The organism is Ochrobactrum sp. SFR4 (genome assembly GCF_019730395.1).
GTDB lineage: Bacteria > Pseudomonadota > Alphaproteobacteria > Rhizobiales > Rhizobiaceae > Pseudochrobactrum.
This window is the reverse complement of the sequence record NZ_JAAPBB010000989.1, coordinates 1-257: the sequence shown is the minus strand read 5'-3', so window position 1 is coordinate 257 and position 257 is coordinate 1. Positions and strand designations below refer to the sequence as shown.

At 48.2% G+C, this 257-nt stretch carries 1 protein-coding gene; it reads left to right on the top strand.

Annotated elements, in window-relative coordinates:
• On the top strand, window positions 1-257 hold a 257-nt coding region (locus HBA93_RS22055; protein WP_221724671.1), incomplete at both ends, for a hypothetical protein.

The window sequence follows — 257 nt, the reverse complement described above, 5'->3', positions numbered from 1 at the left end:
ATTACCTCAACCGTTACTTTTAATAATGAGGGCTATAAATATCAGGTCTGGCAGAGTTTTGACCGGCTTGATGAGGAAGCTGAACTGGAAGCTGGCGTTCATATCGCCAAAGGGGATCAGGATGTTGCATCCTTTACTTGCCAGCGTGACGCTCAAACCAAGATTGCCCCGCTATTCGCGCTTGAGGATGCCATGGAACAAGCCGGATGGTGCTACATTCAGGATCGTTTCGAATGGCAGCAATGCACTGATAAAGC